The sequence below is a fragment of the Pseudomonas sp. Irchel s3b2 genome, assembly GCF_900187445.1.
GTDB lineage: Bacteria > Pseudomonadota > Gammaproteobacteria > Pseudomonadales > Pseudomonadaceae > Aquipseudomonas.
Map to the genome: position 1 here is coordinate 178,386 of NZ_FYEB01000004.1, position 24,727 is coordinate 203,112.

General features: G+C 59.3%; 22 protein-coding genes. 7 read left to right on the forward strand and 15 right to left on the reverse strand.

The genetic code is table 11. The annotated features are described in order from the left end of the window. Positions 1 to 4 precede the first annotated feature (4 nt). Positions 5 to 874 (reverse strand): ABC transporter permease, encoded by an 870-nt coding sequence (locus CKW20_RS12240; protein ID WP_095053130.1) that lies wholly within the window; start codon positions 872 to 874, stop codon positions 5 to 7. Then, complete coding sequence (locus tag CKW20_RS12245; protein ID WP_095053131.1) at positions 871 to 1,896, reverse strand: ABC transporter ATP-binding protein; 1,026 nt, start codon at positions 1,894 to 1,896, stop codon at positions 871 to 873. Before CKW20_RS12245 ends, CKW20_RS12240 begins: the two co-directional genes overlap by 4 nt. 244 nt (positions 1,897 to 2,140) lie before the next feature. Between CKW20_RS12245 and CKW20_RS12250 the strand changes: the two genes are divergently transcribed. Next, positions 2,141 to 2,977: an IclR family transcriptional regulator gene (locus CKW20_RS12250; RefSeq protein WP_095053132.1), complete on the forward strand. Its 837-nt coding sequence runs from the start codon at positions 2,141 to 2,143 to the stop codon at positions 2,975 to 2,977. Between the two features lie 48 nt (positions 2,978 to 3,025). Here the strand turns inward: CKW20_RS12250 and CKW20_RS12255 are convergent, their stop codons facing one another. Together CKW20_RS12255 and CKW20_RS12260 are read right to left on the reverse strand one after the other, a co-directional pair. Then, positions 3,026 to 3,778, reverse strand: coding sequence for an anti-sigma factor (locus tag CKW20_RS12255; protein WP_095053133.1), 753 nt, complete (start codon positions 3,776 to 3,778; stop codon positions 3,026 to 3,028). Then, entirely contained in the window at positions 3,775 to 4,281 is a 507-nt protein-coding gene (locus CKW20_RS12260) for an RNA polymerase sigma factor (RefSeq protein WP_095053319.1), read from the reverse strand. Before CKW20_RS12260 ends, CKW20_RS12255 begins: the two co-directional genes overlap by 4 nt. Before the next feature lie 158 nt (positions 4,282 to 4,439). Here CKW20_RS12260 and CKW20_RS12265 point away from each other — a divergent pair, with 158 nt between their 5' ends. Together CKW20_RS12265 and CKW20_RS12270 are read left to right on the forward strand one after the other, a co-directional pair. Next, positions 4,440 to 5,537 carry a catalase family peroxidase gene (locus CKW20_RS12265; RefSeq protein ID WP_095053134.1) on the forward strand — a complete coding sequence of 366 codons (1,098 nt, stop codon included), beginning with the start codon at positions 4,440 to 4,442 and terminating at the stop codon, positions 5,535 to 5,537. Then, positions 5,534 to 6,079, forward strand: coding sequence for a cytochrome b (locus tag CKW20_RS12270; RefSeq protein WP_095053135.1), 546 nt, complete (start codon positions 5,534 to 5,536; stop codon positions 6,077 to 6,079). Before CKW20_RS12265 ends, CKW20_RS12270 begins: the two co-directional genes overlap by 4 nt. 167 nt (positions 6,080 to 6,246) lie before the next feature. Here CKW20_RS12270 and CKW20_RS12275 read toward each other — a convergent pair whose 3' ends face one another. After that, the gene (locus CKW20_RS12275; protein WP_095053136.1) at positions 6,247 to 7,398 is read right to left on the reverse strand and encodes a M14-type cytosolic carboxypeptidase; all 1,152 of its coding nucleotides are present in this window, start codon (positions 7,396 to 7,398) and stop codon (positions 6,247 to 6,249) included. Between the two features lie 485 nt (positions 7,399 to 7,883). Beyond that, positions 7,884 to 8,225 (reverse strand): DUF6124 family protein, encoded by a 342-nt coding sequence (locus tag CKW20_RS12280; RefSeq protein WP_095053137.1) that lies wholly within the window; start codon positions 8,223 to 8,225, stop codon positions 7,884 to 7,886. Between the two features lie 130 nt (positions 8,226 to 8,355). Here CKW20_RS12280 and CKW20_RS12285 point away from each other — a divergent pair, with 130 nt between their 5' ends. Further along, the gene (locus CKW20_RS12285; RefSeq protein ID WP_095053138.1) at positions 8,356 to 9,021 is read left to right on the forward strand and encodes a LexA family transcriptional regulator; all 666 of its coding nucleotides are present in this window, start codon (positions 8,356 to 8,358) and stop codon (positions 9,019 to 9,021) included. Positions 9,022 to 9,060: 39 nt separating this feature from the next. Here CKW20_RS12285 and CKW20_RS12290 read toward each other — a convergent pair whose 3' ends face one another. From CKW20_RS12290 to CKW20_RS12305, 4 genes are read right to left on the reverse strand one after another with little or no spacing between them, the layout of a single operon-like run. Next, positions 9,061 to 11,016: an acetyl/propionyl/methylcrotonyl-CoA carboxylase subunit alpha gene (locus tag CKW20_RS12290; RefSeq protein ID WP_095053139.1), complete on the reverse strand. Its 1,956-nt coding sequence runs from the start codon at positions 11,014 to 11,016 to the stop codon at positions 9,061 to 9,063. Beyond that, positions 11,016 to 11,831: a gamma-carboxygeranoyl-CoA hydratase gene (locus CKW20_RS12295; protein WP_095053140.1), complete on the reverse strand. Its 816-nt coding sequence runs from the start codon at positions 11,829 to 11,831 to the stop codon at positions 11,016 to 11,018. The genes CKW20_RS12290 and CKW20_RS12295 overlap by 1 nt, the downstream gene beginning before the upstream one ends. Positions 11,832 to 11,844: 13 nt before the next feature. Further along, on the reverse strand, positions 11,845 to 13,452 hold the full coding sequence (locus CKW20_RS12300; protein ID WP_095053141.1) for a carboxyl transferase domain-containing protein: 1,608 nt from the start codon (positions 13,450 to 13,452) through the stop codon (positions 11,845 to 11,847). 12 nt (positions 13,453 to 13,464) lie between these two features. Beyond that, on the reverse strand, positions 13,465 to 14,628 hold the full coding sequence (locus tag CKW20_RS12305) for an isovaleryl-CoA dehydrogenase (RefSeq protein WP_095053142.1): 1,164 nt from the start codon (positions 14,626 to 14,628) through the stop codon (positions 13,465 to 13,467). Positions 14,629 to 14,865: 237 nt separating this feature from the next. On the opposite strand from CKW20_RS12305, the gene CKW20_RS12310 reads away from it, so the two are divergent. Then, on the forward strand, positions 14,866 to 16,560 hold the full coding sequence (locus CKW20_RS12310) for an AMP-binding protein (protein WP_095053143.1): 1,695 nt from the start codon (positions 14,866 to 14,868) through the stop codon (positions 16,558 to 16,560). A 658-nt stretch (positions 16,561 to 17,218) separates the two neighbouring features. Here CKW20_RS12310 and CKW20_RS12315 read toward each other — a convergent pair. From CKW20_RS12315 to CKW20_RS12325, 3 genes are all read right to left on the reverse strand, one after another. Next, a complete protein-coding gene (locus CKW20_RS12315) occupies positions 17,219 to 18,118 on the reverse strand; it encodes a hydroxymethylglutaryl-CoA lyase (RefSeq protein ID WP_095053144.1) in 900 nt (299 codons plus the stop codon). 129 nt (positions 18,119 to 18,247) lie between these two features. Continuing rightward, positions 18,248 to 18,646: a MerR family DNA-binding transcriptional regulator gene (locus CKW20_RS12320; RefSeq protein WP_007904077.1), complete on the reverse strand. Its 399-nt coding sequence runs from the start codon at positions 18,644 to 18,646 to the stop codon at positions 18,248 to 18,250. Between the two features lie 206 nt (positions 18,647 to 18,852). Further along, positions 18,853 to 19,782: a LysR family transcriptional regulator gene (locus CKW20_RS12325; protein ID WP_095053145.1), complete on the reverse strand. Its 930-nt coding sequence runs from the start codon at positions 19,780 to 19,782 to the stop codon at positions 18,853 to 18,855. A 168-nt stretch (positions 19,783 to 19,950) separates the two neighbouring features. Between CKW20_RS12325 and CKW20_RS12330 the strand changes: the two genes are divergently transcribed. Continuing rightward, a complete protein-coding gene (locus CKW20_RS12330) occupies positions 19,951 to 21,180 on the forward strand; it encodes an acyl-CoA dehydrogenase (RefSeq protein ID WP_095053146.1) in 1,230 nt (409 codons plus the stop codon). Positions 21,181 to 21,289: 109 nt separating this feature from the next. Here CKW20_RS12330 and CKW20_RS12335 read toward each other — a convergent pair whose 3' ends face one another. Both CKW20_RS12335 and xthA read right to left on the reverse strand, forming a co-directional pair. Beyond that, complete coding sequence (locus CKW20_RS12335; RefSeq protein WP_095053147.1) at positions 21,290 to 22,630, reverse strand: substrate-binding domain-containing protein; 1,341 nt, start codon at positions 22,628 to 22,630, stop codon at positions 21,290 to 21,292. A gap of 152 nt (positions 22,631 to 22,782) precedes the next feature. Continuing rightward, positions 22,783 to 23,595, reverse strand: a complete 813-nt coding sequence (xthA, locus tag CKW20_RS12340) for an exodeoxyribonuclease III (RefSeq protein ID WP_095053148.1) — start codon at positions 23,593 to 23,595, stop codon at positions 22,783 to 22,785. A gap of 441 nt (positions 23,596 to 24,036) precedes the next feature. On the opposite strand from xthA, the gene CKW20_RS12345 reads away from it, so the two are divergent. Beyond that, entirely contained in the window at positions 24,037 to 24,687 is a 651-nt protein-coding gene (locus CKW20_RS12345) for an N-acetyltransferase (protein ID WP_095053149.1), read from the forward strand. Positions 24,688 to 24,727: the final 40 nt, after the last annotated feature.

Here is a 24,727-nt window from a genome sequence, read left to right on the forward strand (position 1 = left end):
CGAGTTATCCCAATGACTTCTTGTAGCGGCCTTCGATCATCCGGTTCCACGACAGCATGATCAGCAGGTTGAGCAACAGCAGCGCGACAGCGATGGCCGCGCCCATCGGCCAGTTGAGCTCCGACAGGTACTGGTCGTAGATCAGCGTGGCGACCATCTTTATCCGGCGTCCGCCGAGCAGTCCGGGGATGGCAAATGAACTGGCCGCGAGGCCGAATACGATCAAGGTGCCGGAGAGCACGCCGGGCATGATTTGCGGCAGCACCACTTTGCGCATCACCGTGAGGTGGCTGGCGCCCAGTGACAGCGCGGCCTGTTCGGCGGCCGGGTCGAGTTTTTGCAGCGAGGTCCAGACCGGAATGATCATGAACGGCAGCATCACGTGAACCAGCGCAATCACCACCGCGAACGGCGTGTAGAGCAACTTCATCGGCGAACCACCGAAGGCTTGCAGGGTCTGGTTGACCAGGCCGTCGGCGCCGAGCAACAGGCTCCAGCCGAAAGCGCGCACCACCACCGAAATGAGCAACGGCGTGAGGATCAGAATCAGGAAGATCGAGCGCCACGGCGCGCCCATGCGGCTGAGGATGTAGGCCTCGGGCACGCCTATCACCACACAGAGAAGGGTGGTCAGGGCGCTGATCCAGAATGTGCGCAGAAAGATCTCGTAGAAGTACGGATCACCCAGCAGGCTGCTGTAATGGTCGAGGGTGTAGGCGTCGCTGTTGATCCCTGAGCTGTAGTCGAAGACGTTGAACGACAGTACCAGCGTCAGCAGCAGCGGGATCACCAGCAGACCGAAGTACAACGCCAGGGCCGGTGCGGATAACCAGTAACCCTGACCTCCCTGACGGATGACGGCAAGCGTACTCATGCCGACACCTCGTCGACACTCAGTACCCGCAGCAATGTTGCATCCCAATCGAGCCCGACCGCCGTGCCTTCGGCCAGCGGTGCCGAGCCGTCGTTGCGGCGCACCACGCAGAGTTCGCCCAAGGTTGTCGCTACGCCGTACAGCCATTGGCTGCCGAGGAAAAAGCGGCTGACGATCTTGCCTTGCAGGCGGCCCTGACCTTTATCCAGCAAGTCGATTTTTTCCGGGCGCAGACTCAGGGTCAGTTCGCCGTCGCCACGGTTGCAGACCTGTACGACGCCAGCGCTGTCCCGCTCCCCGGGCAGCAGATTGGCCTTGCCGACGAAGCCGGAAATGAACTCGGTGCGCGGGTGTTCGTAGAGGGTGTAGGGCGCGTCGATCTGAGTGATGCGCCCGGCCTGCATCACCACCACCCGGTCGCTGATCGACAGCGCTTCAGACTGGTCGTGGGTGACCATCAGCGTGGTGATGCCGACTTCGCGCTGGATGCGGCGGATTTCGAACTGCATCTCTTCGCGCAGATTGGCGTCGAGGTTGGACAGCGGCTCGTCGAGCAGCAGCACCGGCGGTTCGATCACCAATGCCCGGGCCAGCGCAACCCGTTGGCGTTGGCCGCCGGAAAGCTCCCGTGGATAACGTTCGGCGTGCAGGTTCAGCCGCACCAGTTTCAGCACCCGATCCACCCGTTGCTGCAGCTCGCCGTTGGGCACTTTGCGCATGCGCAGGCCAAAGGCGACGTTGTCTTGCACGGTCATGTGCGGGAACAGCGCGTAACTCTGGAACACCACGCCCAGACCACGACTGGCGGGTTTGGCGTGGGTGATGTCGCGACCGTCCAGGACAATGCGCCCGCTGCTGACTTCGACGAAGCCGGCAATCATTTGCAGCGTGGTGGTTTTGCCGCAGCCGGAGGGGCCGAGCAAGGAAACGAACTCGCCTTTTTCCACCGACAGATTGGTGGCGACGACCGCGTCGATCTCACCATAACGTTTGCCGAGGTTTTCAAGTTGCACGAAGGCCATGACTGCGCTCCACCTGAGATTGTTATGCGTCGCCAAAGGCGCGCTTTTTTGTATGGGCAGATACGAAAAGGATGTTGCCGGGGTGCGTTGGCGCTCGACTTCTGTCGGCTGCCGCTGTTGTTCGAATCGCCCCTGATGGACGCAGAGTAGGACGAAGAATAGGATGGGCTCAATGGCCTATTTCACTGAAGCGATGACTATTTTCAGTTTCATTCAGTGAGTAAATTTATCGACGAGAAATTACATGTCTGATTCCATTGAGCGGAATGAAAACAAAAATGAAGTCGGTGTCGGCGCGGTCTCGAGACTGTTTGCAGTGTTGCGCAGCCTGGGTGACACCGTCGAAGGTGGAGAGCGCGTTACCCAACTGGCGCAACGCATTGGTTTGTCGCAACCGACCACCCACCGCTTGCTGCGCAACCTGATGGACGAGGGCATGGTCGAGCAGGACGCGCGCAGCAAACGCTATCGCCTGAGCCTGGAGTTTTTTGCCTTGGCGGCCCGCGCCGGCAACACCGGCAACTTGCGCGAACTGGCGCGGCCGGCGTTGCTGCGGTTGTCGGCATCGTTGGGCGATTCGTTGTTTTTACTGGCGCGCAGCGGCTTCGATGCGATCTGTCTGGACCGTAGTGAAGGGCCGTTTCCGATCCGCACGTTTACCGGTGATATCGGCGGGCGGGTGGCGCTCGGCGTGGGGCAGGGCAGCCTGGCGATTCTGGCGTTTCTGCCGGAAGAGGAGCGCGACACGGTGATCCATTACAACTTGCCGCGGCTTAAGGATTTTCACCTGTATGACGAGGTGTTCCTGCGCTCGGAAGTCGAGAATGTACGCACCCTTGGTTACGCCGGGCGCAATACCGGCGTGTTGCAAGGCATGGCCGGTGTGGCTGTGCCGATCCTCGATCGCGAAGGCCGGGCGGTGGCGGCGCTGAGTGTCGCCACGGTCAGCGATCGCCTGGGGCCGGATCGCTTGCCGACGGTGGTGGAGATGCTCAAGCGTGAAGCTGCGCTGATCGGGCCGCGGATCAATCCATTTGATCCGCTGTTGCGAAGGCCTTCGCAGGTGTTTGGGCAGGGGTGACCACAATCTCCAAATAATCACTGACCCCTATGGGATTGGCGGTGGTGATCAGAACTGCAGCGTCTGCTTGAGCATCTGCGCCGCCGGTGTATCACTCGGGCTGACCATTGCGTAGTTGTATCCGGCCCCCGACCAGTACTCGGCCTGCAGTTCACCATCACTGCGACTACCTCGAGGCAAAAGAGTATTTTTCGGCCCGGGTGGACGGACGTAGAAGCTGACTTTATGGCCGCTCTGATCCTCGTACACCACCATCGCCGCCGGCCCTTGTTCGGTGCTGAGCAGTCGCCCGCTGATGGGTGTGTATCCGGACGCGGTCAGGTTCGGCAGACGATGGGCCTGGCTGAAATAGCGGTCGAGCCAACTCTGCATATCGCCGTCATCGCTGACTTTGTAATCCGCCGGCAGGATGCCTTGCTGGGCAATCAGCCGGTAGGCCTGCATCGCATCGGTCATCGGCAGTGGGGCGCGGACCAGGGTCATTTCCCGTGCCTGCCAACCGCTCAAACCGCCAACGCTAACCGCGATCAGCAACACCGCGGCGCTGGCCAGATGACGGCGCGATTGGCGTTTGACTCGCTGGCGAATCATTGCCGGTTCGAGTTCCGGGTTGGCCGGTTGCCGCAAGGCGCCGCTCAGGGCCGCGCGCAATTGTTGGGCATCGTGCTGCCAGGCGCGTACTTGCGTGGCCACTTCGGCGTTATCGGCCAGATAAGTCTCCACCCGATGTCGGTCGGCATCGTTGAGTTGGTGATCGACATAGGCGTGCAGGTCATGCTCGCTGGGAGGCATGCTGATCATTTGAGTCTCCGCAGGGAAGGGCGGGTGATTTCGCCGTCGCTGAGCTGGCGCAAGGCCTGGCGTGCGCGGGACAGGCGCGACATCACGGTGCCAATGGGGACGTCGAGAATCCCGGCGACCTCCTTATAACTCAAGCCTTCCACCGACACCCAGAGCAGCAGCGCGCGCTGTTCGGTGGTCAGTTGGTCGAAGGCTTGCAGGGTCGATTGGGCGATCACCGTACGTTCCACGGAAGGCTGCGCATCGTCACGTCCGGTAAAAAATTCGAGCATCCGCGCATAACGCCGGGAGCGCCGATGGGCGTCTAGAAACTGCCGATAAAGAATCGAAAACAGCCAGGCACGCAAGTCACCCTCGGGGCATTTGCCGCCCCAACTCGATAGCGCTCGTTCAAGACAGGCCTGCACCAGATCATCTGCGCTGCTGGGGTTGCGCGTCAGCGATGCGGCGAAGCGGCGCAGCCTTGGAATGACTTCCCTGAGTTTTTCGTCGATATCGTTCATGAAGTTCTGACTAGTCACTACGCTGTGGACTAGGTAGACGGTCGGCATTCGAGGTTATTCCACGCTTGGAAAAATAAACACCGGGCGATGGAATAAACCCTGGCGCGGTTCGTCTGCCTGATTCTTCTCACTTGTGGCCGATGGCCCTGGAGTCATTCATGGTAGATCGCTCATCACCGCCAACGGGGCCTGGCCGGCCACCGCTGAGTGCCGCGAGCCTGACGTTGCGCCTGACCGGCATTGCCGTGGTGGTCGCCGCGCTGGCCGGGGCTTTTGCCTACGTCAACGGCACACTCGACCCACAGCGCCTGACGCCGAAAGCGCTGATCAATGTGCTAGAGAAAAACAACGGCGTGCACTCGGGGTTTCGTCGTAACCACGCCAAAGGCGTATGCGTGATCGGGCATTTCGAGAGCAGTGGCCAGATGCGCGAGTATTCCAGTGCCCAAGTGTTCAGCGAAGCGCGGACTCCGGTGGTCGGGCGTTTCGCGCTGCCGGCCGGCAATCCTTATGCGCCAGACAATAGTGTGCCGATTCGCAGCCTGGCGTTGCGTTTCACCCAAGCCAACGGTCAGCAGTGGCGCACAGGGATGAACAGCATGCCGGTGTTTCCGGTAGGCACACCGGAGGCGTTCTATCAGTTGCAACAAGCGCAGTCACCGGATCCGGCTACCGGCAAACCGAACCCGGCGGCTGTTCCGGCATTCTTCAGTTCTCATCCAGAAGCCGCACCATTTCTGGCCTGGATCAAAACCGCCAAACCCTCGGCCAGTTACGCGACGCAAACCTATAACAGCGTCAACGCGTTTTACCTGGTGAACGCCGCCGGGCAACGGCAGGCGGTGCGTTGGAGCATGGCGCCGGTCGCTCAGGACGCGGCGGGTGCAACAGCCCCCGAGGGCGGTGATTTCCTTGAGAAGGATCTGGTACAGCGCTTGTCCGCCGGGCCGCTGCGTTGGCAATTGAACTTCACCTTGGCGAACCCTGAAGATCCGGTCAACGACGCGAGCAAGGCCTGGCCCGACGGCCGAAAAGTGCTGAACGCCGGCACGCTGGTACTCGAAAGCACCCAGCCGCAACTCAACGGCGAGTGCCGTGACATCAACTACGACCCACTGGTATTGCCTAGCGGTATCGAAGGCTCCGACGACCCATTGCTTGCCGCTCGTTCTGCGGGTTACGCCCGTTCCTACCTGCGCCGCACCAGCGAAGTCAGCCAGTTGCCCTCTGCGAATAAACAGGAGTCTCGTCAATGAGCGCTCAACCGAACCATTTCGCGCCGTTGGCGCGGCTGCTGCACTGGCTGATGGCGCTGATGATCATCTCGATGCTGTTTATCGGCGCGGGCATGGCTGCCTCGGTGTCCGAGCGCCATCAGTGGCTGATCCATCTGCATAAACCTTTGGGCGTTGCGATTCTGTTACTGGTAATCGTGCGCCTGGCCGTGCGTTTTTCGACCCGGCAACCACCGCTGCCGGCGGACCTGCCGGGTTGGCAAGCGTTCGCGGCCAAGGCTTCGCATATCTTGTTGTACGCCTTGATGCTGATTTTGCCGCTGCTGGGCTGGGCGATGATTTCCGCGGCCGGCGATCCGGTAATGCTCAGTAGTTCACTGCAGTTGCCGTCGATCCTGCCGGCGAATGCGCAGGTGTTTGCGTTCCTGCGCAAGGCGCATGGGTATCTGGCGTATTTGCTGTTTCTGACTGTGCTGCTGCATTTGGCGGCGGCGTTGTTTCACGGTTGGGTGCGTCGTGATGATGTGCTGGACAGTATGTTGCGGGGTAAGGATCGCGGGTGAGTCAGGGTTGCTGAAAAATGTGACGAGGGGGCTTGTCGGAACGCCGCATCGCCCCGTTGGGCTGTGAGCCAGCCCAACATGCCGGATTGCTGTCGAGTGAAGCGTCAAAAGATCGCAGCCTTCGGTAGGCGTTGGCGAAACCTGCGATCTTTTGATCTTAAGGGCAATCAGCGCAGGGTATCGACTATGTCGGCGATGGTCGTCAACACATCCTTCCCCAACTGCTTCGAGCGCTTGCCGGACCAGCCGGTCAGCGGGTTCGGTGCGTCGTTATTATCCTTGAAAGGCATTTCCAGGGTCAGTGACAGGCAGTCGAACTTCTGACCAACGCTGTTGCAGGCCAGGGTCATGTTGGCTTTGCCGGGCAAGTCGCGGGTGTAGCCGTGTTTGGTCTGGAAATCCCTGGTTTGATGTTTCAGATGACTACGGAAATGCTCTTCGAGCTTTTCGATCCGTGGCGTATAGCCCGGATTGCCTTCGCAACCGGCGGTGAACACGTAGGGGATTTCTTCATCGCCATGGATGTCGAGGAACAGGTCGACGCCATACTTTTCCATCTGCTGCTGAACGAAGAGCACTTCCGGGCTGATTTCCTGACTGGCGTTCTGCCAGGCGCGGTTCAGGTCCTGGCCCATGGCGTTGGTGCGCAAATGGCCGTGGAAGGCGCCATCCGGGTTCATGTTCGGCACCAGATACAGGTCGGCACTGGCCAGGAGTTTTTTCAGCACGGGGTCATCGTGTTTTTCCAGGCGCTCGATCACTCCTTCCATGAACCATTCGGCCATGTGTTCGCCGGGGTGTTGCTGGGCGATGATCCAAACCTTGCGCTGACCTTCGGCACCTGAACCTTTACGCAACAACTGGATGTCGCGACCTTCAACGCTCTTGCCGGTGGCCAGCAGTTCGGTGCCGGCTTTGGTCAGTGCCTGTTCGATCAGCCAGTCATGGCGGCCACGGCTATAGGGCTCGAAATAGGCGAACCAGGCATGAGTGGCCGTGGCTTCGAGGCTGAAACGCAGGCAGTCGCCTTCGAAAATGGTCGGCACCCGGAACCAGTTGACGTGGTCATAGGACGCCACCGCCTGATAGCCATCCCAGGCTTTGTTGTATGAGGATTTACTGGCGTTGTTCAGACGAAACCAATGTTCTTGACCGACGTGCAAACCACTGGCTTTGAAATGGAACCATTGGAAGTGCTGGCTGCGGGTGTCTGGCTTGATCGCCAGTAGCGCTTGCAGAGGATTGCTGATGTCCAGCACTTCGATGTTGCCGCTGTCGAAGTTTGCGCTGATGTCGAAAGAAGATTTAGCCACGGCCATAATCAGTTCCTGAATATGATTTTTATGGCTGCTACTTTACACGCAAGGGAGAGATAAACCGGGGGGAAAATTGCGGGGTTGAAAAGGGGGGCGTCCTCCTTGACGCCGATGCAGCTTAGAGACTGTACAAGTGATTCTCAAGTGCTATTTTGCGTTAGTTTGGCCCAATGCTACCGGGCCTCTCTTGCCAACAGATATTCTTTTGATATCATCCGCGCCAATCGAATTTGCAGCACCCACAGACTTCATTAGCCTGAAGCCAAAGCCAGAATAACTGGCAAAAAAAAGACCCGGCAAAAAGCCGGGTCAAAAACCGTGATTAGCCTGATGAGGAGATAGTCCAGGAGACCGACCTAAGGCCTCTTGGTCCATCGACTGATCTCGCGACCAGTCGATGCAATAGTAATCATTATCATTTGCAAGTCAAATGTTTTTATCTGCGCGATTGGGAAAATTTTCCTGTCTTTCTCCAAAACGCTTCCTCGTCAATCGTTCTGATTGCCCTCCAGGGACCGGTCGACCATCGCCTTGGCCATGTCGATCATGTGCACCGTCGAAAATGCCAGATCCCGACTTGCGCCCTGCAGCTGGTTGGCTGATTCATGCGCGGTGGCGGCGGCACATCGCAACAGATCCGAAGCATGGACCAGTGCCTCTTCGCTGCTGATGTTACGGTTCACATCGAAGAAACGTTCTTCGCTGGTCTGTTCTGACACAGCTGGTTTCAAGTAATAGTCCAGCGCCCGCTGCGCGGCAGCAGAGCCTTTTGGCGAGTTGAGGGTGGTATCGAATTGCATGTCGGGCAGGGTATTGCTGGGGATGGTCATGACGATGGCAAGCTCCGTGATTAGATTCAAATCCGTGAGCTCAGCTTAGTACGTACTGTATTTGTGTCTTTAATTTAAATACTACAATTTGTGTTTTGTTGGTCGGAGTACCCCACGTATCGTGCCGCACATGGATAAATGGATTGAATTGGTCAAGGCCAAAATGAGTGAACTCAAAGTCACTCAAGAAATACTCGCCGAGCGCATCGGAATGTCCCAGGGCGGCGTCGGCCATTGGCTGAATAAACGTCGTCAACCCGGCATCCAAGACATGAACCGTGTCTTGCAGGCGCTGGGGATGGACTATCTGGAAGTTGCGATGGTGATCAGGGAACCGCAGATCTCACAGGATGAAGAGATCTCTCTGGCGCAAAAGTACAACCCGTACTTTCGCTACCCGGTCAGTGACTGGCGGGAAACCGGGGAGGTGCGCGACGGGGAGTTATTGACCTACGTCGCTTCATCGGCTGTCAGCAAACCGCGCTTCGAACTGTCCGATTACCATGCACAGGGCGCAGCGTTCTGGCTGGTGGTGGTCGGCGATGCGATGACCGCACCCACGGGTGTGAGCATTGCCGCGGACATGTTGATTCTGGTGGACCCGGCCATCGTGCCGGAGCCTGGCAAACTGGTGATCGCCCAATGGCCCGGCAGCGCCGAGGCGGTTTTTCGCAAACTGATCGAAGAGGGCGGGCAGCGTTATCTGGTCCCGCTCAATCCGACCTATCCGAAAGCCCTTTTTACCGAAGAATGCCGAATCATCGGCGTGGTGGTTCAGGCGACTGCCAAATTCTAATCAGATCGGTCCTCGCAACGCGTAGGACCGATCTTCATTTCACGCTTGTTCCAACTCCACCAACGCACTGCCTTCGCTGACCATCTCGCCTTCCTGGCAATACAACGCCTTGATAATCCCGGCGTGAGGCGCGCGAATGCTGTGCTCCATTTTCATCGCTTCCAGCACCACCAATTGCGCCCCGGCGTCGACCGTTTGCCCGGCCTCCACCAGCACTCGCACGATGCTGCCGTTCATGGGCGCGGTGAGCCCGCCCTGATGGCTGTGACTGGCTTCGACGGCACTGATCGGGTCATACGCCTCGATGCGGCGCAGCTCGCCGTCCCATTGCAGGTACAGCGTATCGCCACGGCGGATTGCCCGGTGCTGGCGGCGCAAGCCGTTGTGTTCGGTCAGCAGGTATTCGCCCTTGAGCTGTGCGGTATGAGCGTCGATATTGCCCAGGGTCAGTGCCTGGTCTTGCCCTTCGCAACTCAAATGCAGAGTGATTTCTGTCGGCAGCCCCGCACGAAATCCGTTGCCGATACCCCAAGGCGAACTCGGGTCATCAGCGCGGGTTGTGCCCGGCTGGCTCTGGGCAAATGCCTGCGCGGCCGCTTGCCAGAATTCATCGCTGAGGTCTGAAGGTGCTGGCAACAGTTGTTCCTGATAACGCGGAATGAACCCGGTATCCAGTTCAGCCGCGGCAAACGCCGGGTGACCGATGATCCGGCGCAGGAAGTTGATGTTGGTTTTCAGTCCGCCAATGGCAAACTCGTCAAGCATGCTCAGCAGTCGCAGCCGCGCCTGTTCACGGTCTTCGCCCCAGGCAATCAGCTTGCCGAGCATCGGGTCGTAGAACGGCGAAATCTCGTCGCCTTCTTCGACGCCACTGTCCACGCGACGGCCCGGTCCTTCGGCGGATTCGCGATACAACGCCAGACGCCCGGTGGCCGGCAAAAAATCATGGCCCGGGTCTTCGGCATACAGCCGAACTTCAATCGCATGGCCGATCAGCGGCACCTGATCTTGAGTCATCGGCAACGCTTCACCGCGAGCCACGCGAATCTGCCAGGCCACCAGATCGAGGCCGGTGATGGCTTCGGTGACCGGGTGTTCAACTTGCAAGCGCGTGTTCATCTCCATGAAGAAGAACTCACCGCGCGCATCCAGCAAAAACTCCACGGTGCCGGCGCCGACGTAACCGATGGCCTGTGCCGAGCGTACGGCGGCTTCGCCCATGGCCCGACGCAGTTCCGGGCTCAGCCCTGGAGCGGGTGCTTCTTCGACGACTTTCTGATGCCGACGCTGAATCGAGCAATCACGCTCATTGAGGTACAGACAGTTGCCATGCTGGTCGGCGAATACCTGGATTTCCACGTGACGCGGCTTGAGCAGGTACTTTTCCACCAACATCCGCGAGTCGCCGAACGACGACTGCGCTTCACGCTGAGCCGAGGCCAGGGCTTCGGCCAGTTGGCTGACTTCCTCGACCACTTTCATGCCTTTTCCGCCGCCGCCCGCCGTGGCTTTGAGCAACACCGGATAACCGATGCGTTCGCAGGCGTCGCGGAAGGTGTCGAGGTCCTGGGCTTCGCCGTGATAGCCCGGCACCAGCGGCACGCCGGCGGTTTCCATCAAGGCTTTGGCCGCGGACTTGCTGCCCATGGCGTCAATGGCCGAGGCGGGCGGGCCGAGGAAGATCAGGCCGGCCGCTTCGATCGCGCGGGCGAACCCGGCGTTTTCCGAGAGAAAACCATAACCGGGATGAATCGCCTGAGCGCCGCTGGCTTTCGCCGCGGCGATCAGTTTGTCGATTTGCAGGTAACTGTCGGCGGCTTTGCTGCCGCCCAGGTCGATGCGGATATCGGCTTCGCGACTGTGCCGGGCGTCACGGTCGATGGCGCTGTGCACGGCCACGGTGGTCAGACCCAGCGTTTTGGCGGTGCGCATCACCCGGCAGGCGATTTCGCCGCGGTTGGCCACCAGCAGGGTGGTGAGAACAGGTGCGCTCATCAACGCGGCTCCTTGAGGGTGGTTTCGGCTTGCCAGTTCGGCGGGCGTTTTTGCAGGAAGGCGCGCAGGCCTTCCTGGCCTTCGGGACTGACGCGGATCCGGGCGATGGCATTCTCGGTGTAGCGCCGCAACGCCGGGGTCAGCGCGCCGTGGCCGACTTCACGCAGCAAATCCTTGCTGGCGCGCATGGCCGCCGGGCTGTTGAGCAGCAGGTTGTCGATCCACTGATCGACATTCTGCTCCAGTTCAGCCATCGGGTAGCTCTCCGACAACAGGCCGATTTCCCGAGCCCGTTGCCCGCCAAAACGTTCGGCGGTCAAGGCATAGCGCCTCGCCGCGCGCTCGCCGATGGCTTGCACCACGAACGGACTGATGACCGCTGGCGCGAGGCCGATGCGCACTTCCGACAGGCAGAACTGTGCGTCATCGGCGCCGATGGCCATGTCGCAGCAACTGATCAGGCCCAAAGCGCCGCCATAGGCCGCGCCTTGCACCACCGCCACGGTCGGGATTTTCAGTTTGGCGAGGTTGTACATCAACTCCGCCAGTTCCCGCGCGTCATCGAGGTTGGTGTGGTAATCGAGTTCGGCCGATTGCTGCATCCACGCCAGATCGGCACCGGCGCTGAAATGCTTACCGCGACCGCGGATCAACAGAAAGCGCAGGCTGGGATCGCTCGATACTTTGTCCAGGGCGAGGATCAGTTCGCGGATCATTTCGGCGTTGAAGGCGTTGTTCTTTTCTTCACGGCTGAGCCACAAGGTTGCAAAACCCCTTGGATCGCTCAGCAGTTCGAGGGTGTTGAAGTCGCTCATGGTTTTCTCCAGATCACATCCGGAACACGCCGAAGCGGCTCGGTTCGATTGGCGCGTTCAGCGACGCCGACAAGGCCAGCGCCAGCACGTCGCGGGTCTGCGCCGGGTCGATGACGCCGTCGTCCCATAGTCGGGCGCTGGAATAATAGGGATGCCCCTGTTCTTCGTACTGATCGAGGATCGGTTGCTTGATCTCGGCTTCCTGCTCGGCGCTGAAACCATGGCCACTGCGCTCCGCTTGCTCACGCTTGACCTGCACCAATACCCCTGCTGCCTGTTCGGCACCCATCACGCCGATCCGCGCGTTCGGCCACATCCACAGGAAGCGTGGATCGTAGGCCCGACCGCACATGCCATAGTTACCGGCACCGAAGCTGCCGCCGATGATCACGGTGAATTTCGGTACCTTGGCGCAAGCCACGGCGGTCACCAGTTTCGCGCCGTGCTTGGCGATGCCGCCGGCTTCGTATTTCTGGCCGACCATGAAACCGGTGATGTTTTGCAGGAACAGCAATGGGATGCCGCGCTGGCAGGCCAGTTCGATGAAGTGCGCGCCTTTCTGCGCGGCTTCGGCGAACAGGATGCCGTTGTTGGCGAGGATCGCGATCGGATAACCATGCAGATGGGCAAATCCGCACACCAGCGTAGTGCCGAACAAGGCCTTGAATTCATCGAACACCGAGCCGTCGACCAGTCGCGCGATCACTTCGCGCACATCGAACGGTTGCTTGGCGTCCGCCGACACCACGCCGTACAACTCATCGCTGCTGTACAGCGGCGCGATCGGCGTACGTTGCTGGAGTTCGCCGAGCTTGCGCCAGTTGAGGTTGGCGATGCTGCGTCGGGCCAAGGCGAGGGCGTGTTCGTCGCTCTCGGCATAATGGTCGGCGACCCCGGAAATCTTGCAGTGCACATCGGCCCCGCCGAGGTCTTCGGCGCTGACCACTTCACCTGTCGCGGCTTTCACCAGCGGTGGGCCGGCGAGGAAAATCGTTGCCTGCTGACGGACCATGATGGCTTCATCGGCCATCGCCGGTACGTAAGCGCCACCGGCGGTGCACGAGCCCATGACCACCGCAATTTGCGGAATGCCCATGGCACTCATGTTGGCCTGGTTGAAGAAGATCCGCCCGAAGTGTTCGCGGTCCGGAAACACTTCATCCTGACGCGGCAAGTTGGCGCCGCCGGAGTCCACCAGATAAATGCAGGGCAGGCGATTTTGCTGGGCGATGGTCTGCGCGCGCAGGTGTTTTTTCACGGTCAGCGGGTAGTACGAGCCACCTTTCACGGTGGCATCGTTGGCGACGATCATGCATTCGACGCCTTCCACCCGACCGATTCCGGCAATCACGCCAGCGGCGGGAACATCTTCGCCATACACCGCGTAGGCCGCCAGTTGGCTGATCTCGAGAAACGGCGAGCCCGGATCGAGCAAGCGATTGATCCGTTCACGGGGCAGCAGTTTGCCTCGCGATGTGTGGCGTTCTTGAGCCTTCGGGCCGCCACCTTGCTGCACTTGCGCGAGCAGGGTGTGCAGGGCGTCGACCTGTTTGAGCATCGCCGCGCTGTTGGCCGCGAACTCCGCCGAACGGGGATTGAGCTGGGTATGCAGAATAGCCATGTGCAGCTCCGTTTAGCGGGTTTCGTTGAACAGTTCGCGACCGATCAGCATGCGACGGATCTCACTGGTGCCGGCGCCGATTTCATACAGCTTGGCGTCACGCAGCAAACGACCGGCCGGGAATTCGTTAATGTAGCCGTTGCCACCGAGAATCTGGATCGCGTCGAGGGCCATTCGGGTCGCGCATTCGGCGCTGTAGAGGATGACTCCGGCGGCGTCCTTGCGGGCGGTTTCGCCGCGCTCGCAGGCCAGGGCCACTGCATAAAGGTAGGCGCGGCTGGCGTTGAGTTGGGTGTACATATCGGCGACTTTGCCCTGGATCAGCTGGAATTCGCCGATGCTCTGGCCGAACTGTTTGCGGTCGTGGATGTACGGAACGATCAGGTCCATGCAGGCCTGCATGATCCCGGTCGGACCGCCCGAGAGTACAACGCGCTCGTAGTCGAGGCCGCTCATCAGCACTTTCACGCCGCCATTGAGCACGCCGAGGATGTTTTCTTCCGGCACTTCAACGTCATCGAAGAACAGCTCGCAGGTGTTGGAACCGCGCATGCCGAGCTTGTCGAACTTGTTGCTGCGGCTGAAGCCTTTGGAGTCACGCTCGACGATGAACGCAGTGATGCCGTGCGGGCCTTTTTCCAGGTCGGTCTTGGCGTAGATCACATAGGTGTTGGCGTCGGGGCCGTTGGTGATCCAGGTTTTGCTGCCGTTGAGCACGTAGTGATCGCCGCGTTTGTCGGCGCGCAGTTTCATCGACACCACGTCGGAACCGGCATTCGGTTCGCTCATGGCCAAGGCGCCGATGTGCTCGCCGCTGATCAGTTTCGGCAGGTATTTACTTTTCTGTTCGTGAGTGCCGTTGCGGTTGATCTGGTTGACGCAGAGGTTGGAGTGGGCGCCGTAAGACAAAGCGACCGAGGCCGAACCGCGGCTGATTTCTTCCATGGCGACGACGTGCGCCAGGTAACCCAGGCCAGCGCCGCCGTACTCTTCCGGCACGGTAATGCCGAGCAGGCCCATGTCGCCGAATTTGCGCCACAGGTCGGCGGGGAACAGGTTGTCGATGTCGATCTGAGCGGCGCGCGGGGCGATCTCTTTGGCGACGAAGGACTGAACCTGATCGCGCAGCATGTCGATGGTTTCACCGAGGGCAAAGTTCAGGGAGGGGTAGCTCATGGGGCACCTTTTGGCTTTTTTGTAGGGTGGTGAGGGCAGTGATTCGATTCTCACCTTTACGTTAACGTAAGCCTGTGACGAATGGCTGTCAATCACCCTTTACGTTAACGTCAACTTAGGTGATTCTGTAGGAGCTGAGCTTGCTCGCGATGAACGATGACGCGGTCCTATAGCTAGACCGCAGCGCTCCTATCGCGGGCAAGCCTCGCTCCTACAATAAAGACAATAGGGGTCGTCATGGATCAACCCAGTGCAAGCCCGCAGCGCAGCTATACCCGTGGTTCCCAGGACAAAGCCTTGCTGGCGATGACCATCGGTCAGGCTTTCGATAACACGGTCGCGCACTACCCGAACGGGGAGGCGCTGGTCGTGCGCCATCAACAGCTGCGTTACACCTGGCAGCAGCTGTCAGAGGCCGTCGACTTACATGCCAGAGCATTTTTGGCGTTGGGCTTGCAGGCCGGTGACCGGCTCGGCATCTGGGCGCCGAATTGTGCCCAGTGGTGCATCAGCCAATTCGCCAGCGCGAAAATCGGCGTGATCCTGGTCAACATCAATCCGGCTTACCGCAGTTCCGAACTCGAATACGTATTGAAGCAGTCCGGTTGCCAGTGGCTGGTCTGTGCTGGCGCCTTCAAGACTTCCGACTATCACAGCATGTTGCAAGGGCTGGTACCGGAACTGGCGGAGCAATCCATCGGCCAGTTGCAGAGCGAACGCCTGCCGGAACTGCGTGGGGTGATCAGCCTGGCTGCGCAACCGCCATCGGGTTTTCTGCCATGGTCGCAGCTGACCGATCTGGCGGCCAGCGTGTCGGTCGAGCAATTGCGCGAACGCCAGGACAGCCTGCATTTCGATCAAGCGGTGAACATCCAGTACACCTCCGGCACCACCGGTTTCCCCAAGGGCGCGACCCTCAGTCATTACAACATTCTCAACAACGGTTACATGGTCGGCGAAAGCCTCGGGCTGACGGCCAATGATCGGCTGGTGATTCCAGTGCCGCTGTATCACTGCTTCGGCATGGTCATGGGCAATCTTGGCTGCGTCACCCACGCCAGCACCATGATTTACCCCAACGACGCCTTCGATCCATTGCTGACGCTGAGCACCGTCGCCGAAGAAAAAGCCACCGCGCTTTACGGCGTGCCGACCATGTTCATCGCCATGCTCGATCAGCCCAAGCGCGCCGAGTTTGATTTGTCGAGCCTGCGCACCGGGATCATGGCCGGGGCGACCTGTCCGATCGAGGTGATGCGCCGGGTTATCAATGAAATGCACATGAGTGAAGTGCAGATTGCCTACGGCATGACGGAAACCAGCCCTGTGTCTTTGCAGACCGGCCCCTCAGACGAGCTGGAATTGCGTGTCACCACCGTTGGCCGCACCCAGCCGCAACTGGAAAGCAAAATCATCGACGAGGCGGGCAACCTGGTGCCACGCGGCACCATCGGCGAGCTGTGTACTCGGGGCTACAGCGTGATGCTCGGCTACTGGAATAACCCGCAAGGCACCGCTGAGGCTATCGATGAGGCGGGCTGGATGCACACCGGCGATCTGGCGAGCATGAACGACGAAGGCTATGTGTGTATCGCCGGGCGCAACAAGGACATGATCATCCGCGGCGGTGAGAATGTTTACCCAAGGGAGCTGGAAGAGTTCTTCTTCACCCACCCGGCGGTAGCCGACGTGCAGGTGATCGGCATTCCTTGCTCCCGCTACGGGGAGGAGATCGTCGCCTGGATCAAATTCCACCCCGGCCACAGCGCCACCGAGCAGGAACTGCAAGCCTGGTGCAAGGAGCGCATCGCACACTTCAAGACGCCGCGTTACTTCAAGTTCGTCGAGGAGTTTCCAATGACGGTGACCGGCAAGATTCAGAAGTTTCGGATGCGTGAGATCAGCATCGAGGAGCTCAAAGCGATGCCGTAGGAGCTGGCTTGCCAGCGAAGGCGGCAGGTCAGTCGACATGGGTGTTGAATGCCCCACCGCCTTCGCTGGCAGGCCAGCTCCTACAAGGGACGGTGGATAACACAAACACGAGAAAGCACAAAGGGGAGCCTAAGCTCCCCTTTAATTTTATCGCACGTGCTCTTTTTTTATTATTGAGGGGCGGTCTGTTGTTGTTTTTGGCAACCGTGGCCCTTTACCGCTGTTTTTGTCGATCCCCATCCGGGATCAAGAGCAAACGTATTTTTTTGAGCGCTGATCTACTTTTTCGCCAAGCGATCCAACCAGTTCGGGAGCTACCTGAAGGTAGTTTTATTGTTCTCTGCCCGGTTGCGGGTTACTTCGAAAAGCACCCTGAAAAGCACATCTTCTCCAAAAAAATCTGTTAGCTGCGTCTCTGCCGTGTTGTTCTTGTTATGTCAGAGTCGTTACGTCTTATTTTTATTGGTTTGCAGTTTTTATTCTTGTTATGCCATAGAGATAGCAGAAGCCGTGCCAACTTTTAAAAACCCTTTAAAATCAATGCTTTGAGTTTTTCATAAGAATTTTCATCCGATCCAAACCTGACAATTTGTTTCCGTGTTACTCGTTTCCGCCCACATTTCAGAACACGCGGTAACACCCGGACACATCCACACTGTCACTGTGCGCTGCGGGCCTTGGCCACGCGCGAACCGGTAGGGCGCCCCAGCACTGTACAAATCTGTTGGCCGGCCCGAATCAAGGCATCCAGGTCGATGCCCGTCTCGATGCCCAGGCCGTTGAGCAGGTAAACCACGTCTTCGGTCGCGACATTACCGCTGGCGCCTTTGGCATACGGGCAGCCGCCAAGGCCGGCGATGGAGCTGTCGAACACCGCAATGCCTTCCAGCAGGCTGGCGTAGATGTTGGCCATGGCCTGGCCATAGGTATCGTGAAAGTGCCCAGCCAGTTTTTCACGTGGCACATCGGCCGAGACCACTTCGAACATCTTGCGGGTCGCGCCAGCGGTGCCGGTGCCGATGGTGTCTCCCAGGGAGACTTCGTAGCAGCCCATGGCATAGAGCTCGCGAGCAACCCGGGCAACTTGTTCCGGTGCAATGTCACCTTCATAAGGGCAGCCCAACACACAGGACACGTAACCGCGCACGCTGACGCCGTGTTGTTTGGCGGCATCCATGATCGGCACGAAGCGCTCCAGGCTCTCGCTGATCGAGCAATTGATGTTGCGCTGGGAAAACGCTTCGGACGCTGCGGCGAATACGGCGACTTCCTTGACCCCGGCGGCGATGGCGTCTTCAAAGCCCCGCAGGTTGGGGGCGAGGGCGCCATAGGTCACGCCCGGTTTGCGCTTGATTTGCGCGAAAACCTCGGCGGAACCGGCCATTTGCGGCACCCATTTGGGCGAGACGAAACTACCGACTTCTATGTAGCCCAGGCCCGCGGCGGTCAGTGCGTCGACCAGCTGCACCTTGTCCGCGACGCTGATGGGTTGGGCTTCGTTTTGCAGACCGTCGCGGGGGCCGACTTCGACCAGGCGTACGTGGGTAGGTAGGGACATGGGAATCGACCTGTTGAAATTGTATGAATGTTTACAGAACCCTGTAGGAGCTGAGCTTGCTCGCGAAAGCGTCAGGTCAGTCGACATCAATGTTGAAGGACATACCGCTTTCGCGAGCAAGCTCAGCTCCTACACGAGCTGCTGGCTCTTGATCGTCTGTTCCAGCGCCTGAGTACAGCGCTCTTCAGCCGTGTCGAGTTCCAGTTTCATCTGTTCGATGTCCAGCAGTTGCTGTTCGAGTTGTTCCCGACGTTCGGCGATTTTCGCCAGCATGCTGTGCAGTTGTTTGGTGTTACCACTGGAGGGGTCATAGAGCTCGATCAGCTCGCGGCATTCGGCCAGGGAAAAACCAATGCGCTTACCCCGCAGGATCAGTTTCAGACTGACCTTGTCACGGGGCGAATAAATGCGTTCCTGGCCGCGACGCTCGGGGCTGAGCAGACCTTGCTCCTCATAGAAGCGAATGGCCCGTGTGGTGATGTCGAGCTCGCGGGCGAGGTCGGAAATGCTATAGGTCTGGCTGCTCATGGAAGCGCTCGAAAAAGGTCATGGCGCTAAGCTAATGGCAGGTTGACGTTTACGTCAAGGGGCATGGGTCTTCATGGGTATCACTGGCCTCTTCGCGGGCAAGCCTCGCTCCTACAAGGTTCGCGTCAAGCCACGATTAAATGACCGACACCGAGCGGTGCGGCGATCCGACTTGCCCGCGAAGAACGATGACGCGGATTAATGTCCTACACCTTATCCAGCTTCTTCTCATGCGCCGTAACTTGCTGGCACAGCTCGATCATCTGCTCGCGCATCCAGCGGTTGGCCGGGTCCTGGTCAGTGCTTTCGTGCCAGTAAAGGTGAGTTTCCACTGGCGGTACGTCGTTGACCGGCAGGTTAACCGCGTACAAATCATGGCGACGGGCGAAGCGTTCCGGCACGGTCATGACCATGTCAGTCTGCTGCAACACCTGGGACGCCATCAGGTAATGCTGGGAGCGCAGGGCGATTTTGCGCTGGATACCCATTTTGCCCAAGGCCAAATCGACATAGCCCAAACCGCTGCGGCGGCTGGAAATATGGATGTGGGTCAGGGACAGATAATCGTCGAGGGTGAATTTGTCTTTGCCTGCCAGTGGATGGCCCTTACGCATGGCGCACACGTAACGGTCCTCCATTAGCTTGACGTGACGCACCTGCGGGTCAGTGTTGAGCGGCGCATCCACCGCGAAATCGAGACGACCGGCTGCCAATTCCTTGGTGGTCTCGCGACGTTTGGACAGGAAACTTTCGATGATCACCGTCGGCGCCAGGCGTCGCAGGCGCTGGAACAGCGGCGGCAGAATCACCGCTTCAGTGAGGTCGGTCATGCTGATGCGGTAGGTCTTGACCGCCTGCAACGGGTTGAAGATGCGGCTTTCCTGCACCGACACCCGCAGCAAGGAGAGGGCATTGCGCACGGGGCCGATGATGTTTTGCGCCATCGGCGTGGGCACCATGCCCTGGGCGGTGCGCACGAAGAGTGGGTCGTTGAAGGTCTCGCGCAGACGCGCCAGAGCGTTCGAGACTGCCGGTTGAGTAATGCCGACTATCTGCCCGGCGCGAGTCAGGTTGGCTTCGGTGTAGATCGCGTCGAAGACGATGAAAAGGTTGAGGTCGACCTTGCTCAGATTCATTGCGCTGCGCTCTCTGCTCTTGTTATAGGAAGGGGGCTCGATCAGTCGATCATATATCGGTGATGAATGTTAATACACGCCGAGAATAGGCTAGGTAAATTATCAACGCTGTTCTAGCATCGATTGCATGCCCTGAACAACCTCCCTTAAGTAAGAAGGTAGCTGCCCATGGATTTCGCTTATTCGCCCAAAGTGCAAGAACTGCGTGAGCGCGTGACTGCGTTCATGGACACCTACGTTTATCCCGCTGAAGCGGTGTTTGAGCGCCAGGTCGCCGAGGGCGATCGCTGGCAGCCAACAGCGATCATGGAAGAACTCAAACTCAAGGCCAAGGCTGAAGGCCTGTGGAATTTGTTTCTGCCTGAATCCGAACTCGGCGCCGGCCTGACCAACCTCGAATATGCGCCACTGGCGGAAATCATGGGCCGCTCGCTGCTGGGCCCTGAGCCGTTCAACTGCTCCGCGCCAGACACCGGCAACATGGAAGTGCTGGTGCGTTACGCCAACGAAGAACAGAAGCAACGCTGGCTCGAACCGTTGTTGCGCGGCGAGATCCGCTCGGCGTTCGCCATGACCGAACCGGACGTGGCTTCGTCCGACGCCACCAACATGGCCGCCCGCGCGGTGCGTGATGGCGACGAATGGGTGATCAACGGCAAGAAATGGTGGACTTCGGGTGCCTGTGATCCGCGCTGCAAGATCCTGATCTTCATGGGCCTGAGCAACCCGGATGCACCGCGCCATGCGCAGCACTCGATGATTCTGGTGCCGGTGGATGCCCCGGGCGTGAAGATTGTGCGTCCGCTGCCGGTGTTCGGTTATGACGACGCGCCTCATGGCCACGCCGAAGTGCTGTTCGAAAACGTCCGGGTGCCGTACGAAAATGTCCTGTTGGGTGAAGGACGCGGCTTTGAAATTGCTCAGGGTCGCCTCGGCCCGGGCCGGATTCACCACTGCATGCGTTCGATCGGCATGGCCGAGCGTGCGTTGGAGCTGATGTGCAAACGTGCGGTCAACCGCACTGCGTTCGGCAAACCCCTGGCGCGTCTGGGCGGCAACATCGACAAAATCGCCGACTCGCGGATGGAGATCGACATGGCGCGCCTGCTGACGTTGAAAGCGGCGTACATGATGGACACCGTCGGCAACAAGGTGGCGAAGAGCGAAATCGCGCAGATCAAAGTCGTCGCGCCGAACGTGGCATTGCGGGTGATCGACCGGGCGATCCAGATCCATGGCGGGGCAGGGGTTTCCAATGATTTCCCGCTGGCCTACATGTATGCCATGCAACGCACCCTGCGCCTGGCCGACGGCCCGGACGAAGTGCACCGCGCGGCGATCGGCAAGTTCGAGATTGGCAAATATGTACCGAAAGAGATGATGCGCAGCGGGCAGTAAGACCGCGTCATCGTTCTTCGCGGGCAAGCCTCGCTCCTACAGAAATTTACCATCCCCTGTAGGAGCGAGGCTTGCCCGCGAAGGCGTCGGCCCATTCAACACAGCCACTTCAGTAAACCCAAACCTCAACCCGCCGATTCTTGATCCGCCCCTCATCCCCGCTGTTGGTCGCCACCGGCATTTCGGCGCCGAAACCGCGAATCTCGCGAAACACCACGCCGCTTTTCACCAATTCTCGTCGCACCGCCATGGCCCGCAGTTTCGACAGCAAGTCGGCCCGCACCGGGTCGCTCTTGGCGTCGCCAAACCCTACCAGCGTCACCTGCCGATTGGTTTTGTCGTGCTGCTTTATATAGTCGAGCACCCGCGACAAGTCCTGTCGGGCCTTGTTGTCCAGCGTCGCGCTGCCTTCTTCGAAGCGGAAATTCACCGTGAGCCGCTGGGCATGACGACTGAGCGCCTGATAACCCTCAGGCATCAACGCATTCGGCGTGACGGCCATGGCCTGAACGGTCTGCGCGATAAAGCCATTGGCTGCGACGATCGCCTGGCCTTTGCTGCTTTGGGCAAACTTCACCAAAGCCTTGGCCCAGGGATTTTTCCCATTCGGTGGCAGGTAAAAGAACAGCCGACGGGACAGCGGGTAATCTTCCGTCGCGATCAGGCTATTGAGCGGCAGCATGGCCTGGGAGTCACCATCGACAATGGCCACAGCTTTGGCCTGGCGTACATAAGGCAAACCGATGAAGCCGATGCCTTGCAGGTCCAGACTGACTGCGTCGGACAATTGCTCGCTGGATTCGAAGCGTTTCGCGTTGCCGCTCAGCGTTTTCCCACGCGGGCTGAGGACCAATTCCTTGAACGTGTCATAGGTGCCCGATTGATCATCCCGCGCATAGAGATGAATCGCCCCACCGGTGCCACCGAGTTCTTCCCAGGTTTTCGCTTCGCCGCTGAAGATCCGCGCCAGTTGTACGGTGTTGAGTTGCTGCAGCGGATTATGCGGATGAAGGATGATTGCCAGCCCATCGATGGCGATGACTTGCTCGGCAATCGGGCTTTTCAGGTCGCCCAGCGGCTCAAGATCCAGCCGTTCGCTGTCCTTGATCGGCCGTGAGGAGGCCGCGAGATCGGCAGATGCGATTTTCAGGGCTTTGAATCCGGTGCTGGAACCGTGGGCCGCGACTTCCACTTCGACTCGGCGTCCCTGAACGGTTTCGCCGACGATGCGTTGTTCGTTGGCTTTGTCCGGAGCTTCGCGATGAACCTTGAGCAGACCCTGTTCACGCATCAACCCCTCGACCAGCGCCGGGCCTAATGCCGCGCCAATGGTGTTGGAGCCCTGGATGCGCAGCACCGGACCACGTTCGGGCGTCGGCAAGTCGCCGGCCGATACCGTTAACGGCAGCAGGGCGGCGAGCATCGACAGAAACAACACGCGCAGCGTCATGCCGGCACCTTATAAGCCTGGGAAAGTGCCGGGAGAATAAGTCAGTAAGGTTTCTGAACGATGACAGATCAAAAGATCGCAGCCTTCGGCAGCTCCTACACTGGGTCGGCGTACATCCTGTAGGAGCTGCCGAAGGTTGCGATCTTTTGCTTTTAGCTCAACTCAAGCCAGATCGGCGCATGATCGGAAGGTTTTTCCATCCCGCGCAGATCGTAATCGACACCCGCGTCCTTCACCCGTGGCAACAACCCGTGGGACGCCATGATCAAGTCAATCCGCAGCCCGCGCTTGGGTTCATCCTCGAAACCGCGGCTGCGGTAGTCAAACCAGCTGAAACGGTCGGCAACGTCCGGGTTCAGGTGACGGAAGCTGTCCACCAGGCCCCAATTCTTCAGGCGGGCCATCCATTCGCGTTCTTCGGGCAAGAAGCTGCATTTGCCGGTTTTCAGCCAGCGTTTCATGTTGTCCGGGCCGATGCCGATGTCGCAGTCTTCCGGGGAAATGTTCACATCGCCCATCACCACAATCGGCTGGTCGTTGCTGAACTGGTTTTCCAGCAACTGCTGCAGATCGCTGTAGAAACGTTCCTTGGCCGGGAATTTGGTCGGGTGATCGCGACTTTCGCCCTGTGGGAAATAGCCGTTCATGATGGTCACCGGCACGCCATTGGCGTCGGCGAACGTGCCCCATATGAAGCGCCGCTGAGCGTCTTCTTCGTCAGTGGTGAAACCCTTGTACAACGCGATCGGTTCCTTGCGCGAGAGCAGGGCCACGCCGTAGTGACTCTTTTGCCCGTGAAAATACACGTGATAACCCAGCGCCTGAACCTCGGCCAGGGGGAACTGGTCGTCGTGGACCTTGGTTTCCTGCAGGCCGATCACGTCCGGTTGATGTTTCTCAATCAGCGCTGCCAGCTGATGCGGGCGAGCGCGCAGCCCGTTGATGTTGAAGGAGACGATCTTCATGGTCGGCAGTCCTGGCAAAAGTGCGATGCTAGCTGACATGTAGGAATGGGGCCAGCCTTGGGGTGAGGGGATTCGTTGTGTTCTGTCAGAGATGTGTTGGCAGATCGGGCCTCTTCGCGGGCAAGTCTCGCTCTTGTAGGAGCGAGGCTCGCCCCAATGCCTGTCAGTTAAACCGCGAAACCCTGTAGGAGCGAGCTTGCTCGCGAAGACGGCAGTACAGCCAACATTGATTTCGCCTGACCTACCGCTTTCGCGAGCAAGCTCGCTCCTACAGGAATTCGCTTAACTGACTGGCATTGAGGTTTGCCCGCGAAGGCGTCTGCTCAGTCGATGAAGATCCTGGCTTGGTCTATACCTGTGTGGGGAACTGTGAAGCTACCCAAAGGCTCGTACCAATAAGAACGCGGCCTTCTGAGCCGCGCCCAGGGGAGATCTACCGTCATGCCCGAAACCTCCACCACCATTGCCGATATCCACATGCTCGACAGTGGCTATTCCCGCGAAGCACGCTCCTTGCTGTACCAGGCTTACCGGCACGAGCCGACGTTCGGCTACCTGTTCGAAGCCGAACGCCCCGGGTATGAACAACGGGTACGGGCGACGGTGCGCGAACTGGTCAAACAACACTTTTTTCAGGATTTGCCGGCCATTGGCTTGCTGGTCAACGACCGCTTGATCGGCATCGCCCTGATCGCGCCGCCGCAACGTCGCCTGGGGATCACCGAAAGCTGGGCCTGGCGCCTGCGGATGGTGCTCAGCACCGGGTTTCGCTGTACCCGACGCTACCTTGATTACCACGCCGCCGTGATGGCGTGTGTACCGTCCGACTCGGTGCATGTCCTGCCGTTGCTGGGGATTCACCCACAATTTCAAGGCAAACACTTTGGCGAACAATTGCTGCAAGCGGTGCACAACTGGTGCGCGGTCGATGAGCACTCCCAAGGTGTGATTCTCGACACTGGGAATCCTCGTTATCTGGAGTTCTATAAGCGTCAGGGCTATGAGGAAATCGGCGAAGTTGCCGTAGGACCGATTCGTGAGCACGTGTTTTTCCACGCCAACCCGCAGGTGTTACAAACAGCAACGGCGTGAAGGTGAAACTTTCGCGGCACGCCAGGCTCTATCACGCTCC

What these genes read in the sequence shown, in the direction of transcription:
- CKW20_RS12240 (WP_095053130.1), bottom strand. Translation starts at nt 874, where the DNA reads ATGAGTACGCTTGCCGTCATCCGTCAGGGAGGTCAGGGTTACTGGTTA.
- CKW20_RS12245 (WP_095053131.1), bottom strand. Translation starts at nt 1,896, where the DNA reads ATGGCCTTCGTGCAACTTGAAAACCTCGGCAAACGTTATGGTGAGATC.
- CKW20_RS12250 (WP_095053132.1), top strand. Translation starts at nt 2,141, where the DNA reads ATGTCTGATTCCATTGAGCGGAATGAAAACAAAAATGAAGTCGGTGTC.
- CKW20_RS12255 (WP_095053133.1), bottom strand. Translation starts at nt 3,778, where the DNA reads ATGATCAGCATGCCTCCCAGCGAGCATGACCTGCACGCCTATGTCGAT.
- CKW20_RS12260 (WP_095053319.1), bottom strand. Translation starts at nt 4,281, where the DNA reads ATGAACGATATCGACGAAAAACTCAGGGAAGTCATTCCAAGGCTGCGC.
- CKW20_RS12265 (WP_095053134.1), top strand. Translation starts at nt 4,440, where the DNA reads ATGGTAGATCGCTCATCACCGCCAACGGGGCCTGGCCGGCCACCGCTG.
- CKW20_RS12270 (WP_095053135.1), top strand. Translation starts at nt 5,534, where the DNA reads ATGAGCGCTCAACCGAACCATTTCGCGCCGTTGGCGCGGCTGCTGCAC.
- CKW20_RS12275 (WP_095053136.1), bottom strand. Translation starts at nt 7,398, where the DNA reads ATGGCCGTGGCTAAATCTTCTTTCGACATCAGCGCAAACTTCGACAGC.
- CKW20_RS12280 (WP_095053137.1), bottom strand. Translation starts at nt 8,225, where the DNA reads ATGACCATCCCCAGCAATACCCTGCCCGACATGCAATTCGATACCACC.
- CKW20_RS12285 (WP_095053138.1), top strand. Translation starts at nt 8,356, where the DNA reads ATGGATAAATGGATTGAATTGGTCAAGGCCAAAATGAGTGAACTCAAA.
- CKW20_RS12290 (WP_095053139.1), bottom strand. Translation starts at nt 11,016, where the DNA reads ATGAGCGCACCTGTTCTCACCACCCTGCTGGTGGCCAACCGCGGCGAA.
- CKW20_RS12295 (WP_095053140.1), bottom strand. Translation starts at nt 11,831, where the DNA reads ATGAGCGACTTCAACACCCTCGAACTGCTGAGCGATCCAAGGGGTTTT.
- CKW20_RS12300 (WP_095053141.1), bottom strand. Translation starts at nt 13,452, where the DNA reads ATGGCTATTCTGCATACCCAGCTCAATCCCCGTTCGGCGGAGTTCGCG.
- CKW20_RS12305 (WP_095053142.1), bottom strand. Translation starts at nt 14,628, where the DNA reads ATGAGCTACCCCTCCCTGAACTTTGCCCTCGGTGAAACCATCGACATG.
- CKW20_RS12310 (WP_095053143.1), top strand. Translation starts at nt 14,866, where the DNA reads ATGGATCAACCCAGTGCAAGCCCGCAGCGCAGCTATACCCGTGGTTCC.
- CKW20_RS12315 (WP_095053144.1), bottom strand. Translation starts at nt 18,118, where the DNA reads ATGTCCCTACCTACCCACGTACGCCTGGTCGAAGTCGGCCCCCGCGAC.
- CKW20_RS12320 (WP_007904077.1), bottom strand. Translation starts at nt 18,646, where the DNA reads ATGAGCAGCCAGACCTATAGCATTTCCGACCTCGCCCGCGAGCTCGAC.
- CKW20_RS12325 (WP_095053145.1), bottom strand. Translation starts at nt 19,782, where the DNA reads ATGAATCTGAGCAAGGTCGACCTCAACCTTTTCATCGTCTTCGACGCG.
- CKW20_RS12330 (WP_095053146.1), top strand. Translation starts at nt 19,951, where the DNA reads ATGGATTTCGCTTATTCGCCCAAAGTGCAAGAACTGCGTGAGCGCGTG.
- CKW20_RS12335 (WP_095053147.1), bottom strand. Translation starts at nt 22,630, where the DNA reads ATGACGCTGCGCGTGTTGTTTCTGTCGATGCTCGCCGCCCTGCTGCCG.
- xthA (WP_095053148.1), bottom strand. Translation starts at nt 23,595, where the DNA reads ATGAAGATCGTCTCCTTCAACATCAACGGGCTGCGCGCTCGCCCGCAT.
- CKW20_RS12345 (WP_095053149.1), top strand. Translation starts at nt 24,037, where the DNA reads ATGCCCGAAACCTCCACCACCATTGCCGATATCCACATGCTCGACAGT.